Origin of the sequence: Microvirga sp. VF16 (genome assembly GCF_016864375.1) — a bacterium.
Lineage (GTDB): Bacteria > Pseudomonadota > Alphaproteobacteria > Rhizobiales > Beijerinckiaceae > Microvirga.
Genome location: NZ_CP069354.1, coordinates 1,290,385 through 1,305,737, shown reverse-complemented (window position 1 = coordinate 1,305,737; position 15,353 = coordinate 1,290,385). Strand labels below are relative to the sequence as shown.

General features: G+C 60.9%; 20 protein-coding genes and 1 pseudogene. 8 read left to right on the top strand and 13 right to left on the bottom strand.

Going from position 1 to position 15,353, the window contains the following annotated elements; translation table 11 throughout:
* The first annotated feature begins 26 nt into the window (after positions 1 to 26).
* A complete protein-coding gene (locus JO965_RS06205; RefSeq protein ID WP_099510864.1) occupies positions 27 to 302 on the top strand; it encodes a DUF1153 domain-containing protein in 276 nt (91 codons plus the stop codon).
* Positions 303 to 547: 245 nt separating this feature from the next.
* A pseudogene (locus JO965_RS06200) lies at positions 548 to 751 on the top strand (helix-turn-helix domain-containing protein); the annotation flags it as partial.
* Positions 752 to 765: 14 nt separating this feature from the next.
* On the opposite strand, the gene JO965_RS06195 reads toward JO965_RS06200, so the two are convergent.
* Entirely contained in the window at positions 766 to 1,593 is an 828-nt protein-coding gene (locus JO965_RS06195) for a class I SAM-dependent methyltransferase (protein ID WP_203442821.1), read from the bottom strand.
* The gene (locus tag JO965_RS06190; protein ID WP_203442820.1) at positions 1,590 to 2,603 is read right to left on the bottom strand and encodes a lysylphosphatidylglycerol synthase domain-containing protein; all 1,014 of its coding nucleotides are present in this window, start codon (positions 2,601 to 2,603) and stop codon (positions 1,590 to 1,592) included. Before JO965_RS06190 ends, JO965_RS06195 begins: the two co-directional genes overlap by 4 nt.
* 256 nt (positions 2,604 to 2,859) lie before the next feature.
* Here JO965_RS06190 and JO965_RS06185 point away from each other — a divergent pair, with 256 nt between their 5' ends.
* On the top strand, positions 2,860 to 3,483 hold the full coding sequence (locus JO965_RS06185; RefSeq protein WP_203442819.1) for an N-acetyltransferase: 624 nt from the start codon (positions 2,860 to 2,862) through the stop codon (positions 3,481 to 3,483).
* A gap of 57 nt (positions 3,484 to 3,540) precedes the next feature.
* Here JO965_RS06185 and JO965_RS06180 read toward each other — a convergent pair whose 3' ends face one another.
* Positions 3,541 to 3,930 (bottom strand): flagellar export protein FliJ, encoded by a 390-nt coding sequence (locus JO965_RS06180; RefSeq protein ID WP_203442818.1) that lies wholly within the window; start codon positions 3,928 to 3,930, stop codon positions 3,541 to 3,543.
* A 518-nt stretch (positions 3,931 to 4,448) separates the two neighbouring features.
* On the opposite strand from JO965_RS06180, the gene ctrA reads away from it, so the two are divergent.
* Positions 4,449 to 5,150, top strand: a complete 702-nt coding sequence (gene ctrA / locus JO965_RS06175; RefSeq protein WP_114944720.1) for a response regulator transcription factor CtrA — start codon at positions 4,449 to 4,451, stop codon at positions 5,148 to 5,150.
* A gap of 132 nt (positions 5,151 to 5,282) precedes the next feature.
* Here the strand turns inward: ctrA and chpT are convergent, their stop codons facing one another.
* Positions 5,283 to 5,924: a histidine phosphotransferase ChpT gene (chpT, locus tag JO965_RS06170; RefSeq protein ID WP_203442817.1), complete on the bottom strand. Its 642-nt coding sequence runs from the start codon at positions 5,922 to 5,924 to the stop codon at positions 5,283 to 5,285.
* Positions 5,925 to 6,096: 172 nt separating this feature from the next.
* Here chpT and JO965_RS06165 point away from each other — a divergent pair, with 172 nt between their 5' ends.
* The 3 genes from JO965_RS06165 (at position 6,097) to JO965_RS06155 (ending at position 8,881) form a co-directional block, all read left to right on the top strand.
* Positions 6,097 to 6,930: a 3'(2'),5'-bisphosphate nucleotidase CysQ gene (locus JO965_RS06165; protein WP_203442816.1), complete on the top strand. Its 834-nt coding sequence runs from the start codon at positions 6,097 to 6,099 to the stop codon at positions 6,928 to 6,930.
* A gap of 240 nt (positions 6,931 to 7,170) precedes the next feature.
* Positions 7,171 to 7,716 (top strand): DUF1134 domain-containing protein, encoded by a 546-nt coding sequence (locus JO965_RS06160; protein WP_246776854.1) that lies wholly within the window; start codon positions 7,171 to 7,173, stop codon positions 7,714 to 7,716.
* 157 nt (positions 7,717 to 7,873) lie between these two features.
* On the top strand, positions 7,874 to 8,881 hold the full coding sequence (locus JO965_RS06155) for a hypothetical protein (RefSeq protein ID WP_203442814.1): 1,008 nt from the start codon (positions 7,874 to 7,876) through the stop codon (positions 8,879 to 8,881).
* 22 nt (positions 8,882 to 8,903) lie between these two features.
* Here the strand turns inward: JO965_RS06155 and JO965_RS06150 are convergent, their stop codons facing one another.
* Positions 8,904 to 9,257 (bottom strand): hypothetical protein, encoded by a 354-nt coding sequence (locus JO965_RS06150; protein ID WP_203442813.1) that lies wholly within the window; start codon positions 9,255 to 9,257, stop codon positions 8,904 to 8,906.
* A gap of 55 nt (positions 9,258 to 9,312) precedes the next feature.
* Positions 9,313 to 10,176, bottom strand: a complete 864-nt coding sequence (locus tag JO965_RS06145; RefSeq protein ID WP_203442812.1) for a D-amino-acid transaminase — start codon at positions 10,174 to 10,176, stop codon at positions 9,313 to 9,315.
* A gap of 113 nt (positions 10,177 to 10,289) precedes the next feature.
* On the opposite strand from JO965_RS06145, the gene JO965_RS06140 reads away from it, so the two are divergent.
* Positions 10,290 to 10,904 carry a hypothetical protein gene (locus JO965_RS06140; protein ID WP_203442811.1) on the top strand — a complete coding sequence of 205 codons (615 nt, stop codon included), beginning with the start codon at positions 10,290 to 10,292 and terminating at the stop codon, positions 10,902 to 10,904.
* A gap of 11 nt (positions 10,905 to 10,915) precedes the next feature.
* On the opposite strand, the gene JO965_RS06135 is transcribed toward JO965_RS06140, so the two are convergent.
* The 7 genes from JO965_RS06135 to JO965_RS06105 all read right to left on the bottom strand — a co-directional run bounded on the left by JO965_RS06135 (position 10,916) and on the right by JO965_RS06105 (position 15,344).
* Positions 10,916 to 11,224, bottom strand: coding sequence for an SWIB/MDM2 domain-containing protein (locus JO965_RS06135; protein ID WP_203442810.1), 309 nt, complete (start codon positions 11,222 to 11,224; stop codon positions 10,916 to 10,918).
* A gap of 185 nt (positions 11,225 to 11,409) precedes the next feature.
* On the bottom strand, positions 11,410 to 11,862 hold the full coding sequence (locus tag JO965_RS06130; protein ID WP_203442809.1) for a response regulator: 453 nt from the start codon (positions 11,860 to 11,862) through the stop codon (positions 11,410 to 11,412).
* Between the two features lie 65 nt (positions 11,863 to 11,927).
* Entirely contained in the window at positions 11,928 to 13,001 is a 1,074-nt protein-coding gene (locus tag JO965_RS06125; protein ID WP_371826839.1) for a UV damage endonuclease UvsE, read from the bottom strand.
* Positions 13,002 to 13,033: 32 nt separating this feature from the next.
* Complete coding sequence (locus JO965_RS06120) at positions 13,034 to 13,387, bottom strand: response regulator (protein ID WP_203442808.1); 354 nt, start codon at positions 13,385 to 13,387, stop codon at positions 13,034 to 13,036.
* Between the two features lie 432 nt (positions 13,388 to 13,819).
* Positions 13,820 to 14,515 carry a hypothetical protein gene (locus tag JO965_RS06115; RefSeq protein ID WP_203442807.1) on the bottom strand — a complete coding sequence of 232 codons (696 nt, stop codon included), beginning with the start codon at positions 14,513 to 14,515 and terminating at the stop codon, positions 13,820 to 13,822.
* 20 nt (positions 14,516 to 14,535) lie between these two features.
* Entirely contained in the window at positions 14,536 to 14,955 is a 420-nt protein-coding gene (locus JO965_RS06110) for a DUF3618 domain-containing protein (RefSeq protein WP_203442806.1), read from the bottom strand.
* Positions 14,952 to 15,344, bottom strand: coding sequence for a phage holin family protein (locus JO965_RS06105; RefSeq protein ID WP_203442805.1), 393 nt, complete (start codon positions 15,342 to 15,344; stop codon positions 14,952 to 14,954). The genes JO965_RS06110 and JO965_RS06105 overlap by 4 nt, the downstream gene beginning before the upstream one ends.
* Positions 15,345 to 15,353: the final 9 nt, after the last annotated feature.

Below are 15,353 nucleotides of genomic sequence, written 5' to 3'. Positions count from 1 at the left end.
TCGTTGAATTTTTGTGTGAGCGTATCATGACCGAACCCCACCGCCCAAGGGTCAAGTATGTCATTGGGCCCGATGGCAGTCCCCTGACGATTGCCGACCTTCCCCCCTCCGGCACCCGCCGCTGGGTCATCCGTCGCAAAGCCGAGGTTGTCGCTGCCGTCCGCGGCGGGCTGCTGAGCCTCGAAGAAGCCTGTCAGCGCTACACGCTGACCACCGAGGAATTTTTAAGCTGGCAGATGTCCATCGACCAGCATGGCCTGGCCGGCCTGCGCACCACGCGCATCCAGCAATACCGGCAATAAGCACGTCCAAGAGTTCGCAATGAAAAAGGCGCTGCTCATCCGAGCCAGCGCCTTTTTCATTAGCCGGAAGCTAGGCCGTTAAGACCTTTCTAACCATACAATGAGCATAAACTCCTGAATCACTTCCCTTAAGGCAGGCTCACATCGTGCTTGGCATCCCGGTTTCGTTGGAACAGCAAGGTTCATCCCACGCGAATGCAGGTTCAGATACCCCCGCTGAAGCGGAACAGACCGTTGATGCCTTGAGGCGAATCCTGGTGGGGCGCACCATCGCCGATGTGGAACGCCACCTGATCCTCGACACCCTCGCCTATTGCTTCGGCAACCGGACCCACGCCGCGCGGATCCTCGGCATCTCGATCCGAACCCTGCGCAACAAGCTGAACGAGTACATGGAGGCAGGTATCGTGGTGCCGGAGCCGGGACAGAGGTCCACGGCCGTGGCTTAAGAGCGGTTCCCGCTTTATTGCTTCCGCAGCCAGAGGCTGGTCTCGTGCGCGCCGGAGACCAGCGGCAGCTCGGACAGGATACCCCGTGACAGGGCCGAGCTGACGTCTCTCACCACATAATGGCTCGCGAAGACGAGCTCGTAACCACCGCCCTGCAGGAGCGCACCGGCGAGTAGTTGCTCGTTGTACCCCCGCCAGTCCCAGATTTCCGGGTAAGCATAGGGCAGCGTGATGTCGTGAACGTGGACCAGCGTCCCGCTGGCAAGGCGCGGCAGCACGTCGAGGAAGAGGCGGTCCACATCGGTGCCGGGCATAGCAATGTGGCTGGAATCGATGAAGAGAATGTCTCTGGCTTCAAGCGCCTCGAACACGGCCGGGTCCACCTCCCGCAGGAGAGCCTGCTGATGCTCCACATTGAGCTTCTTTAACGTAGCCCGGGGAGCGGGATCGATGCAGGTGATCCGGGTGGACAACTCCCCGTCCAGCACCGCCTGGGCCATGAAACGCGTCGAGTGACCGGAGCCGATTTCCACGATCCGCTGCGGCTTCTCTCGGCGAGAGATGGCATAAGCGGCAGCCGCATCGAGACGGGGGAACCAGCTTTGATCGAAGCGTGCCGGTCCCCTGCCCTGCAGGATGGAACGCAGATCGTCCGCATGGCTCTCGATAGCCTCCAGCACCCCGGAAAAACGCGGCCGCGCTGCCTCGAACGACGGGCGCAGCGCCGGGTAATCCTGCGGCTCGACGCTATCGGCATAGCGATAGGGAATGAAGAAGCCGAGTTGCTTGACGCCAAGCAGCGTCGAGAGGCCGAAGCGCAGCCGTCGCCAGGAATGGGTCATTGATCGGAGGAGGACAGGGGCGGTGGCGGCACGGATCCGTCCGCGGCCGCTATCCGGCCGCGCCAGGCCTGCGCCAGTCGTGCTCGCTCGAACATCAGGACGACTACGAGCGAGAGGCCGAAGGGGATCAGGAGGTAGAAGAGCCGGAAGATTATCAGCGCCGCCAGCACGTCCGCCTTGGGGATGTCCGGCATGGCCGTGAGGAAGACGAGCTCGAACACGCCGAGCCCTCCGGGAGCATGGCTGACGAGCGCAGCCGAGAACGACGCCAGGAAGACGGCGAGCACGATGATGAAGCTAGGCTCGAGATGGGCCGGGAGCACGAAATAGATGATGCCGGCGGCCCCCAGAAGTTCGAGCGGAGCAGCAATCAGCTGGCGCGTCATGACGGCAGGACGGGGATATTCCAGCTTGGCCTTGCGGATGACGAGCGGCGGGAGATGCAGGATGGAACCGACCACATAAAGCGCAACAAAGCCGAGAAGCAGGAAGCCAACGACGCGGGCCGTCGCCGGATTGGTGAGCATCGACGGCATAAGGTCTTCGAGACGGTGCAGCAGGGTCGGATCGGCGACCAGCACGACGCCGCCGAGGAGAATGGTGCCGAGGCCGAAGGTGAAGGAACACAAGGCCACCAGCACGGCGATCTGCGGGGCGCCCAGGCCTTTCGAGGTGTAAGCCCGGTAGCGCACGACGGCACCGGAGAAGACCGAGGCGCCGATGTTATGGGACAGGGCATAGGTCGTGAACGAGGTGATCGACACGAACAACCACGAAATATGGCGTACGCCCAAGTGCAGCAGGGCGATCCGGTCGTACCAAGCGAGCGCAGCGTAGGCGACGAGGGTGGAGAGCGCCGCTAGGGCATAGCGCTGAGGCGGAACGGCGGTCAGGCTATCCCACACATCGTCGAGGGACATGCCGCGCAGCTCACGATAAAGAAGCCAGCCTGACACGACGACTGCCAGCAGCCCGATCACGGGCCAAATGAACTCACGCACATTCCTCATCGAGCCGGCAGAACTCCCTCATCGGTCTCCTCTGTGCCCACAATCCCTTTGCTCCGCAAGGGGATTATGCCTTGCTGCGGCATGACATAAGGTCCAATGCTGGCACCGGTCTGAAGGGATAGAGGCCGAGCAATTTTCGTGGAGGAATGCCGGGCCGGTTGGAAGCGCTGCCGGAAGAAGCGTGACGTTGGGAGGCAACGCCCTTATCAAGCATTACTTCTCCTATCTTTTACGACTTTGCAAAAGGCATAGGCACATGGCAGCGGAATCGGCGGTGACGCTCAACCTCAACGGCTATACGGACCTACCGCCGGGCAAGATCGCAACCATCGTCACCTATCTGGAGATGCGCGAGCGCCCTGCCCTCTCGCCGTTCCCAAAGCCGGACAACTGGAGTCTTCAGCGGATCAGCCAGGACCATCAACGCTACCGAGCGCTCTTCAAGACAATCGGCGAGCCCTGGCTCTGGTTCAGCCGGGCGGTGATGCCCGACGACAGGCTCGCGGCCATCCTCGACGATCCCAAGATCGAGGCCTACGCCCTTCACGACGGCGCAGCCGATGTCGGCCTGCTCGAACTCGACTTTCGATCCGAGGGAGAGGTCGAACTGGCCTTTCTCGGGCTCATTCCCGGGTTCATCGGCCAGGGGGCGGGACGGCTCCTGATGAACGAGGCGATCGACCGTGCCTTTTCCCAGCCGATCGAGCGCTTCTTCGTCCATACCTGCACGCTCGATTCCCCGAGCGCCCTCGCCTTCTATATGCGCTCGGGCTTCACGCCCTATCGGCGTGCCATTGAGGTAGCGGACGATCCGCGCCTCCTCGGATTTCTTCCGGTGGAGGCGGCACCCCATGTTCCGGTCCTGGGATCGCGAAAATAAGAAAGGGCGCGTCCGGTCAGGACGCACCCTTTCAAGAAACCCTCTTTGCGCGGAAGATCAGGCGGTTGCGCGAATGGCGCGCGCCTGTCCGGCCTGGCTGATGGCGGCATCCAGGCTCCGCTCGCGGTCTTCCAGGCTTTCGGCCTTCTTCAGTTCCTCGAAGGCTTCGCCAAGTTCGGCCTTCGCATCGTCGAGCTGGATGTGCAGGTTCTGAGCCGAAAGGCGAAGATTATCCCGACGCTGGGCTGCGGCGCGCGCGTAGGTTGGATAGGCAAAGTGGTTCGGGTCGGCGATGCCGGCCTTCTGCTCTTCTGCCGCGATTTCCCGGTCAAGGTCAGCCGCCATGCGGTCGAACTCGGCGATCATCATCTCGATCTGCGCCACGCGACGACGCTTCTCGTCAACCTGAAAGCGCTTGAGGCGGATGAGCGTATCCCGCGACTTCATCTTGATTCAACTCCACACGTCGCTGTTTCACTGCATCTCACGGATCGCTCAGTTACCCGCCAGACATGCGCACCTTCGCCGACGGAAGTTGAGCTTTCCTTACCGGCTGCGACAAAAAATTTCCTATCCCCTTCGGTCCCCTAGGATATGCCCTATCCCGGGGCCACCGCCTTCGGAGCTCGTAAACCTTTCGTTTACCGATTTCGTTAACACTGCCTCGGTCACGGGCACGGTCCCCTCGGATCCGAGTCCAGACTCAGTTGAAACGCTTACGGAATAAGCTTTTGGGATGGAGTAAGGCGGTTCCCTATGGTTACCCAGAATCCACAGGATAATTGCCTTCAGCGGATGATCCGGCTGTCAAGCTCGTTAAGCGCTTGCATCACAGAATCAGGGTTTGTTAACCATTCTGAATTAGCGTTTCGAATCAGTTCAAAAGAGCATCCGTCGCAGGCCTGGCGGCGGATGGGCAGCCAACCGCTGCTCACAAGCTCAAGGGCAAGGGCTGGGGATTGAACATGCGCGTACTTCTGATCGAAGACGACAGCGCGACTGCGCAAAGCATCGAACTGATGCTGAAGTCCGAGAACTTTAACATCTACACGACGGATCTCGGAGAAGAGGGCATCGACCTCGGCAAACTCTACGATTACGACATCATCCTTCTCGACCTGAACCTCCCCGACATGTCGGGCTACGAGGTTCTGCGGACGCTTCGCGTCGCGAAGGTGAAGACGCCGATCCTGATCCTCTCCGGCATGGCCGGCATCGAGGACAAGGTGAAGGGCCTCGGCTTCGGCGCCGACGATTACCTCACCAAGCCGTTCCACAAGGACGAGATGGTGGCCCGCATTCATGCGATCGTCCGCCGCTCGAAGGGCCACGCCCAGTCGGTGATCACCACCGGCGATCTGATCGTCAACCTCGACACCAAGACGGTCGAAGTCGGCGGCGCTCGCGTGCACCTGACCGGCAAGGAATACCAGATGCTGGAACTCCTCTCTCTTCGTAAGGGCACGACCCTGACGAAAGAGATGTTCCTCAATCATCTCTATGGCGGCATGGATGAGCCGGAGTTGAAGATCATCGACGTCTTCATCTGCAAGCTGCGCAAGAAGCTCGCCAATGCTTCGCAGGGCCGCAACTATATCGAAACCGTCTGGGGCCGTGGTTACGTGCTGCGTGAGCCGAACGAAGCGGAAGAGCGCATCGCGATCTGATGCGAGCGACAACGGAAACGAAAAAGCCCGGCGCTTCGCCGGGCTTTTCTTTTGCAATGCTAGCGCATCATGCGGACCCAAAAGTGGGTCCACTTTTGGGTCCGATGCTCTAAAAGGCAAGCTGCGACAGCCTTAAACCGTAGCAGCCTTGATCGTCACCTCGTCGCCTTCGATGCTGAAGGCGACGCCCATGTTGGAAGCGCGGGCGACCATGCCGGCATAGAAGATCTGGATGCCGTGGGCATCGACCGTGCCGGACTCCGAATTGCCGGCGAGCAGCGCCTCAGAATGCGCAGGAATGCGGGCATTCAGCCCCTTCGAGACGATCGTGAAGGCACAGTTCTCCGCCTCTCCCGTCACGGTCACGGCAATCGAACCGCCCCGCGGAATGGCGGTGGTGGCGATCATGACCAGATTGAGAAGAAGCTTCACCCGGTTCTTCGGGAACAGGAGCCGCGGCGACGACCAGGAAAAGGAGACCTTGTCGTCCAGAAAGAGCCCGCGGGCCACCTGCTCGGCATCGCCGAGATCGATGGAGGCTCCGGCCGATCCGGCGGCCCCGAAGGCAAGGCGCGCGAACTGCAGCCGGGCCGAGGCCTGCTTGGCGCTTTTCTGGATCAGGTCGAGTGCGAAGTCGCGCATAGAGGCATCGCTGTCGTCCTCCAGCACCTCGAGTCCGTTGACGATCGCGCCCACCGGCGAAATCACGTCGTGACAGACGCGCGAGCAGAGGAGAGCGGCGAGGTCGAGCGAATCGAGCGAGATCGTGGCCATGAGGGCTCCGGAGGCACCGTAATGTCAGCTATATGTTCATGAAATCGAGATTTCGACGCGTACCCATACAGCCAAACAGGAAAGAGAACGTGAACCCGGATACCCGGCTACGAGTTCTTTGGGAAGCGGGCAAAAAGAGATCGACAGTTCTTAAGCGAACGGGCACAAAGCCATGATGCGCTTCGATGGTCAAAACCCCGACGAGATCGCCCGGAAGCTCGCTCATATCGCCTGGGAGGCGGGTCGCGTCCTGCGCGGCATGGAAAGCGCTTTTCTCGACAAGCGGATCAAGGACGACGGAACGCCGACAACGGCAGCCGATCTCGCCGCCGAAGAGCTAATCATCAAACTTCTCGAGGGGGCCTGGCCCGGGGTGCCGGTGGTGGCAGAGGAAACCTGTAGCTCCACACATACGGACGATTACTTCTTTCTGGTCGATCCGCTCGACGGCACGGGAGATTTCATCCACGGCACCGGCGAATACAGCGTCAACATCGCCCTGATCCGCGGCAACAGACCCGTGGCGGGTGTCGTGGCCGCTCCGGCCATGGGGTCGATCTGGATGGCGGGCGAGACAGCCTGGAAAAGTCCCCTCCCCAACATGGCGGAGACGGTTTTCGACTGGCACGAAGCGAAGGTGCGGCCTGCCCCCGAAAAGGACCTCGTGGCGCTCGTAAGCCGCCGTCACGGGGACGTCGCCACGGAAGCCTGCCTTTCGGTTCTGTCGATCGGCACGCGGCGGATGACCTCATCCGCCCTGAAATTCTGCCTCATCGCCTCCGGCGAAGCCGATGTCTATGTGCGCTGCGGCCCGACCATGGAATGGGACACGGCGGCGGGTGACCATATTCTCACCCGTGCCGGCGGCAGTGTCGTCGGTCCGGGCGGAGCCCCCCTGACCTATGGCCACGAGGACAGAGGCTATCGGAATGGCCCCTTCGCGGCCATCGGCGATATCGCCCTCGCGCCGCGTCTCGACCTGCCCGTTTCAGTCTCGGCCGCCTGAAACTCCATCGTCAGTATCAGGTCTTCGCTGGGATCTTTCGGCGCAGATGATGAATCTCGCGTTCCCGACAAGCTTTCCGTACAGAGATTGTTAGGGTTGATGATCTTAAGGTTCGAACCTCGATAGCAGCCTTCCGTCCTGAAGAGGCCGGATTGTCCCCTGTCTCATGCGAGGAGATAGCCCATGCGCTCCCGGTCCAAGATCCTTGCGGCAGCAGCCTTTGCTGCCCTCATCGGCGCGATGCCCCCGCAGGCGTCGGCCCGAACCGTCCAACGCGCCTATGCGAGCAATCCCGGCAACCCCAACTCGTTCAATTCCAACGAACTGGTCGAGTCAGGCCATCAGTTCTTCGGCTCCGCCTCCCGCGGCCTCGCCCTAGCCCTGCAGGAAGCCGTCCGTCGCTGGGGCGAGCCCAACGGCTATATCCTGGGCCAGGAGGCCTCCGGCGCCTTCTTCGGCGGGCTGCGCTATGGCGAAGGCAAGCTGTTCACCCGCAATGCCGGGGAGCGCAAGGTCTTCTGGCAAGGACCGTCGCTCGGCTTCGATGTGGGCGGCGACGGTGCCCGCACCATGATGCTGGTCTACAACATGCCCTTCACGGACGCTCTCTATAAGCGCTTCGGGGGCATCGACGGCTCGGCCTATTTCATTGGCGGTTTCGGCGTGACGGCCCTGGCGGCGGACGAGATGATCGTGGTGCCAATTCGCGCCGGCGTCGGCGCCCGGCTTGGCGTCAATATCGGCTACCTGAAGTTCACGCCTGAGCCGACCTGGAACCCTTTCTAGGATCATTCGGCGGGCGCGCTGCATCGATGCCGGTGGAAACCACCTTCGGATGCGCTACAACGGGCGGTCATGGAGCATGACAGCTCTGGAAAGCTGCGCAGGCACAAGGCAAGGTGCTTGAGCGTTACCGGTCAAGCATACTGGAGTTGGCGTCCGCGTGATCGAAAGCATCATGATCTTTGCGCTGGGGTTCGTTGCAGCATCCCTCATCGCGCTTCTCATCATTCCTGCCATTAATGCCCGCGCGGAGCGTCTGGCGCGGCGCAGGGCCGAGGTGCTGTTTCCCATGTCGGTCTCGGAGCTGACGGCGGAGAAGGATCACCTGCGGGCGGAATTCGCCGTTCTGCAGCGGCGGATCGAGCGCAAGGCAGAGGAGGCCATGGCCGCCAAGCACGACAGCATGGAAGAGCTCGGCCGGCGGGCCATCTGGATCGACGCCCTTGAGGCTACCCTCGCCGAGCGCGACCGGACGGTATCCGAGCTGGAAGCCAGGCTTGCCGAAACGCAGACCCGCCTCGTGGGCACCGAAGCCGATCAGACCGAGACGCAGACCCATCTCACGAGCCTGCGCGAGACGCTAGCCGCCCTCGAGAATGCCCACCGCGCGACTTTGAACGAGCTGTCCAACACCCGCATGGAGCTGGACCTCGCGCAGAACGAGCGCTCGAAGATCAAGACCGAACTCATCCATGCCGAGGAGAAACTCGCCCACCTGGAGACGGAGTTCACCGATACGCAGCGGCGCCTTACGGGCTCCTTGAGCGAACTCGACACCAAGCGCATCACCATCTCGGATCTCGAAACCCGCCTGATGACCCAGACGGCACGCGGCAACGACTTCGAGCGAGCCTTGGGCGAGCGTCACAACGAACTCTCGGACGAGCGCCTTCGCCTAGCCGAATTGGCCAAGAGCCTCGCTGCCGAGCAGGAGCGCCGCCTGAGCCTGGAGCAACGGATCCGCGAGATCGAAAGCAAGCGGGACGAGGCTCAAAGCCGCCTCGAAAACCTGGACGGTTCCGCTGGCCAGAACGACGAATTGCGCCGTCGGATTTCCGAAATCGCCGCCCAGATCATGACGAGCGGCAACGGTCAGTCCGGCAATGGCAACGCCCGCGAGAACAACAGATCCCGCGAGGGCAAGCGGCGGCGCTCGGCAGGAAAGTAGCCTCCCCCGCCAAGCCGCGGGATTATTTGGGATCCAGCCGTGGATTGCCGCCGGGGCTGCCCGGTGGAGGGATGACCGGAGTCGTACCCGGATCGGGCACCGGCGCGGGCACGGTGATGTCAGGAGTGGCATTTTCCGGCGGCCTGATCACGCCGTCGGACCGCTCAAGCTTGTCGCTCAAGGTATTGGTCGAGCCTGTTTCCGAAGGATCGTTGGGCTGAGCCCCGTTCAGATTCGGCTCCACCTTCTCGGCCGGCATTTTCTGCAGCGGAGGCATGTTCGGGGCCTGTTGCTGCAGCACCTCGGGGTTTTGCGCCAGGGCAGCCGTGCCGAGGCCGGCTGCCAGGATCGTGGATAAGACCAACACACGCTTCATGGGTCGCTCCTTTTGAAAAGGGCAACGGGCGACCCAGAAGGGGGTTCCGGCAAAGCTACTCGGCCGCCAGAGCCGGAGCGCTTGCCATCTGCAGGTAAAGCTCGCGCAACCGCTTCGTGACCGGACCCGGCTTGCCATCAGCGACGGGACGTCCGTCGATGGACACGATCGGGAGAACGAAGTTCGAGGCGCTGGTCAGGAAAGCCTCGGCGGCATCGTAAGCCTCTTCGACTGTAAAGCGGCGATCCTCAAGAGGAATGCCGGCCTCCTTCGAGAGCTGCAGCAGGGACTTGCGCGTGATGCCCGGCAGGATGGCATTCGACAACGGGCGCACGACGATGCTGCCTTGTTTCGTGACGATGAAGGCGCTCGAAGAGCCGCCCTCGGTCACGAAACCGTCCTCCACGAGCCAGGCTTCCTGTGCGCCCTCCTCCTTAGCCGCCTGCTTGGCGAGAACCTGGGCGAGCAAGTTGATCGACTTGATGTCGCGCCGCTGCCAGCGCAGATCCGGCACGGTCACGACAGCAATGCCCGTCTGCGCTGCCGGAGCCTGGGCGATGGACTTGGCCTGAGTGAACATCGCGACCGTAGGCTTGGCGTTCTCGGGGAAGAAGAAATCCCGCTCTGCGACGCCGCGGGTGACCTGGAAGTAAATGAAGCCTTCCGTCATGCCGTTGCGGCGAGCGAGTTCCTCCTGAATCGAGGTCCATTCGGCTGTCGTGTAGGGATTGGGAATGCGGATCTCGGCAAGTGAGCGCTCCAGGCGCTCCAGGTGCGCCTCGTTGTCGATCAGGCGCCCATCGAGCATGCCGATGCCTTCATAGACGCCGTCCCCGAACATGAAGCCACGATCCATGAAAGGCACCTTGGCCTCTTCGATCGGCAGGAAGGATCCATTCAGGAAGACAATGCGGGACATGAGAACTCCAAAGTCGTAACCCGACTCAATCAAGCTTAACCTATGGGCAGACGAACCGCTCGATCTATATGACCGGGGGCATCTCAGCCGTGCGAGCGATAGGTAACCCCAACATGAGATCGGCGCCACTTCTCATTTTGAAAGCCTTCCCCCTCCTGTTCACGATTTCATCCGCCACCGCAGGCTCGCTGCCGGCCCAAAGCTGGTTCAAGCAGCAGGGCTATGTCGGGCCGTCGGGGAGCCAGATTATCGCCTGCCACGGCTATGGATGCGCGCGACGGATGGCGATTTCGGTCGACGGAGCGTGGATCGCTCGGGCGAGAGCTGCCCTGAGATCGAGTCAGGGCTCCCCCGATGCGGAGCGACGGGCCCTGGGCGAGGTGATACGATCTTACACGGCCTATTTGGCCAGTTCATTCGGCGGAAAGCCCGATATGCCCGGTTCGCCGCCCCAGATGTCGGGCGTCTCCGGGCAGATGGATTGTCTGGATGAGACGACGAACACCACGAGCTTGCTCCTGGTCCTTCAGGAACAGGGGCTTCTGACCCATCATGTGGTGGAATACCCGGAATCGCGCGGCTTCTTCCTCGACGGGCGCTATCCGCATTTCACCGCGGTCATTGCCGAGAAGCGGACGGGGACGGCTTGGGCCGTGGACCCCTGGGAGAAGGCGCCTGGCCAGCGGCCGGATATCCTGCCGCTCACGCAGTGGCGGCAGGATTCCTAAGAGATATCAGTTTATTTCAGGTGCTGGGCGAGATGCTTGTTCATCTCGAACATCGTCACCTTCGGCTTGCCGAAGATCGGCTTCAGCTTGTCGTCAGCCAGGATCTCGCGCTTGTTCTCGGGATTCTGGAGGTTGTTCTTCTTGATGTAGTCCCAGATTTTGCTCACGACTTCGCCGCGCGGCAGCGGGTCCGAACCTACGATGGCGGCCAGTTCCTTCGACGGCTGCAAAGGCTTCTGAAGAGCGTTGGGCTTGGAGCCGGCAGCCTTTGGGGCGGCCTTCTTCGCACCGTCTTTTCCGTCTGTAGTCTTGGTCGGCATTTATTCCTCCGGGAATGGTATGGGAAAGCTCGTCGACAGCCCTGAACCAGGCCCGAAAAGCTCATTGACCAGCCTTCGGTCGGACGTCGCGGATAGGCTTACCGGAGCCCGGCCCCCTGACAGAAGGTCAATTCCGGCAGAGCTTATGTCCGCTCAACGCCATCAGCAAGCCAGACTTCAGGAATTTAGGCGGTTTTCGGAAAGGGGAGGATCTTGGCCGCGTGTTCCGCGGAAGGCCGTGGACTTTTGGCAACATGGCTTAGGCGCTTCGTCCTCTCAGCTGCAGAGAGGACATGGGACACGATGGCCTCGTTAGGACATGGCTTGGCCAGGAAAGCCGCTCCGGGAGGAAGGTCGCCTTGAGAAGGCCATTGCCGACCCGACATGATGAGAATCTCGGTCTCAGGCCAAGATCGATGAACCTGATGCGCGAGTTCGAAGCCGCTGCGGCCCATAGGCATGTCCACATCCGTCAAAAGGACGTTCACGGGCAGGCCCGCCTCCAGAAGCACCAGAGCTTCCGTGGCATTGGCAGCCTCGACCACCTTGAAGCCAGCATCTTCGAGGAGATCTGAGATGAAGAGGCGGATGAGGGGTTCGTCTTCGACGAGGAGAATGGTGGACGGGTCGGCGGGCATCGACTTCTTGACTCACTGAACAATGCCCGACAACGCCGCCAAAACGGTTTGGTTCCAAGTCCCAATCAAGAAAATTGAAACTTTATCCCAATCTCACCACTGGCCCGCCGCTTTTCTACATGTCGAGCGAGGGCTTGCGAGGCAACATTCTTAAGCTTGGCCTCGATTTCGAAATCCGACCAGGACAGGTGGCGCATCACCAGATCGTTGACGGCTTCGTTCCACATGAGGTCCGAGTGAGCGCGTAAATCCCTCGGCTTGATCCCCATCGCGACCAGCCCCTTGAAATCCGGCAAGACCCCGATGCCCTGGTCACGCAGCAGGACCTCTCGGGAGACGCTGACATGGCTCACCGGGCGAACACCGCGCCAGGAGGCGACGATGCGTGCGACCCTTAAGTCCTCGGGCTCAATATATTCGCCTTGACTCATGATCCAGTGGTGATGGAGATCGAGGACGAGCGGCACATCATCAGCGAGAGGCAGGAGATAATCGAGGCCGTAACTGACCTCATCGTTCTCGATCGTGATCAGGTTGCGCGCCGTATGCGACAAGCGCACCAGTCCACTTCTGATACCTTCGACCCCCAGAGCCTTGGCACCGCCATGGATGTTGATGTGTGCTCCGTGCGGATGCCAGCCATCACCGTATCCCATGAGCGCCATGATCTCTGCATGATACTCGAACTCCGCCAGACCGCTGACCGCCGCCGATGGATTGGCGGATGCGATGACGCAGAACTGGCCAGGGTGCATGCTGAGCCGCACATCGCTGTCACGAGCGAGCTGCCCCATTGCAGCAAGTTTGGCTTCAATCAGACCGCGCAGATCCGGGTCGCAATAGAATTCTTTGCAGCTTGAATGCGTGTAGCCGGGAAGCAGATCGCTCGACAGGCGATGCAGGCGCTCAATCTTCGGCCGTGTCGCCACATGCGCGATCTGCAGACGGAATGCTTCCAGATTATGAGCCACGACGGCGCTGAGTTTGTCATACGCAGCCTTCGGCTCGAGCCGGCCGAGATAGGCCATCGTCACTGTGCTCGTATTCATTGCCCGCGCGGCCTGCGCATCGCCATCCTCGGGAATGTATTTGCAGCAGAAGCCGAAGCGTGAATCTTGCATGACGAGGGATGACGTCATGGCACCATCACAGGTTCCCATCCGCGGCGTCATCAGCAAGGCAAGCGATTGGCAGCGAGATGTTCCACGGATTCGAGAAGAGTCCGCTCTTCGAAAGGCTTCGAGACGAAGGCGGCTCGCCGAAGGGTTTGAGGCAAGTCGGAAGGTTTGGAGGCCGATACGAAGACAAACGGGATCTGCCGCTCGATGAGAGCCTCGGCCACGCCGAAGCTCTTACCGCCGATCACATCGATATCGAGCAGCGCGCAATCAAATTCATCGTCGATATGCCGATAAGCCTCGTCGAGGGAACTGAGGGAATCGACGATCTCGTGCCCCTCGGCTTCGAGAATGGATTGCAGATCAGTCGCGATCCACGGATCGTCTTCTAGGATCAGAATACGCATGCCCCAACTCCAACATCCGATCCTTCGACGGGACCGTCTCTCGCACCGAGCTCCTTAGGATTAGGAAGTTTTATCCATGTGCAGGGGCAACAAGTTCGTTGGCGCCTCGTTCCAGTCCAAACTTTTCAGGACAGTTCTTTGAAGAACTATGGTTAAGAAACAGGCACTGTTCCTCGGGGGGATAAAGCCATTCGTCAGCAAGCCCTTGAAACCGGAGCAGTGCGTTCCTATCTCATGCCCAACCTGGTGGCGTGATCGCTCACCAGAAGCGGTCACGATGCCGAGATGATGACGCCGGATGTACGCGCATCATCTCGCCGTGGCCGTTGTTATTTTTGGTCGAAGCCTTTGCTTCCGGCAAGTCCTTTCAAATATGCATGAAAAAGCGCCGGCTTTCGCCGGCGCCCATATTCATCTTTCGAGATCCAAGCGTCAGTGGCGGTTGGCGTCACGCTGGCCATCGAACTCGCTTTCGTGCCGGCTGAAGCGTGCTTCTTCGCCGCTGAAGGCGTCTTCCACATATTCGCGGCCGCGATCGGCCGCTTCACGAGCATAGCGGAGGCCCTGGTTACGAACCTCGTCTGCCCATTCGCCGAACATAGCGTTCTCGCGACGCGTGCGCGGCAGCAGCGCTCCCAGGAGGAGCCCTGCGGCAAGCCCCACGAGACCAACGACCATGGGATTTTCAGAGACGTAATTTTGAACGCCGCCGCGCGCATGCCCAAAGGCACGTGCAGAACGACCGCCCACCTGACTTACGCGGCGGCGCTGGCCCTGATAGGTATCGGATGCCCAATGGGAGGCCCGCTCATAAGTATCGCGCGCCCATTCGGAAGCATCTTCATAGGCATCTTCCGCTCTGTGACGCACTTGATCCGCAGCGTGTTGAGCGCGACCAGCAACCGACTCGCTCCTGTTTTGTGTCTGCTGCTGCGGCGATTGATCTTTCCGTTGACCCGTCGCCTGGCTCCCGCTGCTTGAACTGGAAGCATGAGCCGCTTTCTGATCGTGAGCATGAGGCATCGGCGGCTCACCGATATTGCCGACCGAAGTGCCAGCGGAAACATTGCCGGTCGTGCTCGATTGCGCTCCGCTCGGCTTGCCGGGTTCATTCTTGTTGTTGGCCATGAATTAAGCTCCTCTGTTCATCAAAGTCGGGGATTCATACCGGGACGCTCGAATGTTTCGTCCGATGTGTGGAAAGGCGCAGCCTCTGAACCGTAAAGGCGCGGATCCTCCATCTCCATCAGGAGATGCTCTTCCGTGATCAGATCCTCGTCGGCCGCGATCAAGCGCGCTCTCCGAGGTTTCGCAGACTGACCGAGCCGGTAAGCAAGAAGCCCGATGCCCATGGCGATCAGCATGACGGGGACCGGGTTACGCCTGACTGTGTCCAGCACCTTGTCGTAAAGCGGTCCGTACTGCCCATTGCGAGCTGTGCCGAGCATATCGTCGACGACGCCGGAGACGGACATCTTGTCCTGAAGACGATCGATAGTCCGATCAAGCTGAGCGCGGCTGCGCTCGATGTCTCTCTCCATCTCCTGCAGACTCTGTGTCGTCATCATGCACCTCTTTCGGACAGAACTTCCGCATCGCGCTTGAGCGAGCGCATCGTCCGTTGCGGCATCAGCGAGGACGAGATCATGGCGCTGCGTCCCCACAGCCCGAGACCGATGGCGATCACTGCAAGCATGCCGCCGACGATCAGCGCGGCAAGCGCCTCGGAGTTGACGACGGTGGCCAGCCACTCGACCAGGGACTCGGTCAGCAGCATGACGGCTGCAACGGCGAAAACCGCCGCTACGACGACCATGGCAAGCCCCATGAAAAGGGTGCGGATGTTCTGGGAGACCTCGGTCTTGAAGAGGGTGAATTCCTTCTGCGCGAGATCGGTCGATTCCCGCAGCGCCTCACCGACGAGGCCCTGAATGGTTTGATTGCCGTTGCCGTGCATGGCAGCCTC

Excerpts from the sequence above, each read along its gene's own strand:
- JO965_RS06205 (WP_099510864.1), top strand. The coding sequence starts at position 27 with ATGACCGAACCCCACCGCCCAAGGGTCAAGTATGTCATTGGGCCCGAT.
- JO965_RS06195 (WP_203442821.1), bottom strand. The coding sequence starts at position 1,593 with ATGACCCATTCCTGGCGACGGCTGCGCTTCGGCCTCTCGACGCTGCTT.
- JO965_RS06190 (WP_203442820.1), bottom strand. The coding sequence starts at position 2,603 with ATGAGGAATGTGCGTGAGTTCATTTGGCCCGTGATCGGGCTGCTGGCA.
- JO965_RS06185 (WP_203442819.1), top strand. The coding sequence starts at position 2,860 with ATGGCAGCGGAATCGGCGGTGACGCTCAACCTCAACGGCTATACGGAC.
- JO965_RS06180 (WP_203442818.1), bottom strand. The coding sequence starts at position 3,930 with ATGAAGTCGCGGGATACGCTCATCCGCCTCAAGCGCTTTCAGGTTGAC.
- ctrA (WP_114944720.1), top strand. The coding sequence starts at position 4,449 with ATGCGCGTACTTCTGATCGAAGACGACAGCGCGACTGCGCAAAGCATC.
- chpT (WP_203442817.1), bottom strand. The coding sequence starts at position 5,924 with ATGGCCACGATCTCGCTCGATTCGCTCGACCTCGCCGCTCTCCTCTGC.
- JO965_RS06165 (WP_203442816.1), top strand. The coding sequence starts at position 6,097 with ATGATGCGCTTCGATGGTCAAAACCCCGACGAGATCGCCCGGAAGCTC.
- JO965_RS06160 (WP_246776854.1), top strand. The coding sequence starts at position 7,171 with ATGCCCCCGCAGGCGTCGGCCCGAACCGTCCAACGCGCCTATGCGAGC.
- JO965_RS06150 (WP_203442813.1), bottom strand. The coding sequence starts at position 9,257 with ATGAAGCGTGTGTTGGTCTTATCCACGATCCTGGCAGCCGGCCTCGGC.
- JO965_RS06145 (WP_203442812.1), bottom strand. The coding sequence starts at position 10,176 with ATGTCCCGCATTGTCTTCCTGAATGGATCCTTCCTGCCGATCGAAGAG.
- JO965_RS06140 (WP_203442811.1), top strand. The coding sequence starts at position 10,290 with ATGAGATCGGCGCCACTTCTCATTTTGAAAGCCTTCCCCCTCCTGTTC.
- JO965_RS06135 (WP_203442810.1), bottom strand. The coding sequence starts at position 11,224 with ATGCCGACCAAGACTACAGACGGAAAAGACGGTGCGAAGAAGGCCGCC.
- JO965_RS06130 (WP_203442809.1), bottom strand. The coding sequence starts at position 11,862 with ATGCCCGCCGACCCGTCCACCATTCTCCTCGTCGAAGACGAACCCCTC.
- JO965_RS06125 (WP_371826839.1), bottom strand. The coding sequence starts at position 13,001 with ATGACGTCATCCCTCGTCATGCAAGATTCACGCTTCGGCTTCTGCTGC.
- JO965_RS06120 (WP_203442808.1), bottom strand. The coding sequence starts at position 13,387 with ATGCGTATTCTGATCCTAGAAGACGATCCGTGGATCGCGACTGATCTG.
- JO965_RS06115 (WP_203442807.1), bottom strand. The coding sequence starts at position 14,515 with ATGGCCAACAACAAGAATGAACCCGGCAAGCCGAGCGGAGCGCAATCG.
- JO965_RS06110 (WP_203442806.1), bottom strand. The coding sequence starts at position 14,955 with ATGATGACGACACAGAGTCTGCAGGAGATGGAGAGAGACATCGAGCGC.
- JO965_RS06105 (WP_203442805.1), bottom strand. The coding sequence starts at position 15,344 with ATGCACGGCAACGGCAATCAAACCATTCAGGGCCTCGTCGGTGAGGCG.